Origin of the sequence: Neisseria sp. P0008.S010, from assembly GCF_051962715.1 — a bacterium.
Classification (GTDB): domain Bacteria; phylum Pseudomonadota; class Gammaproteobacteria; order Burkholderiales; family Neisseriaceae; genus Neisseria; species Neisseria elongata.
On sequence record NZ_JBQCVA010000483.1, the window covers coordinates 1 to 207 of the forward strand.

Annotated in this window: 1 rRNA gene; it reads right to left on the reverse strand. The window is 53.6% G+C overall.

Features of this window, described 5'->3' with window-relative positions:
• Positions 1 to 207: ribosomal RNA gene (locus tag ACTHSL_RS14435) — 16S ribosomal RNA — on the reverse strand; the annotation flags it as partial.

The following is a 207-nucleotide window of genomic DNA, read 5'->3' on the forward strand; positions in this document are numbered from 1 at the left end:
TAATCCTGTTTGCTCCCCACGCTTTCGCACCTCAGCGTCAGTATCGAGCCAGTGAGCCGCCTTCGCCACTGGTGTTCTTCCGAATATCTACGAATTTCACCTCTACACTCGGAATTCCACTCACCTCTCTCGATCTCTAGATCGCCAGTATCAAAGGCAGTTCCGGAGTTGAGCTCCGGGATTTCACCCCTGACTTAACGACCCGCC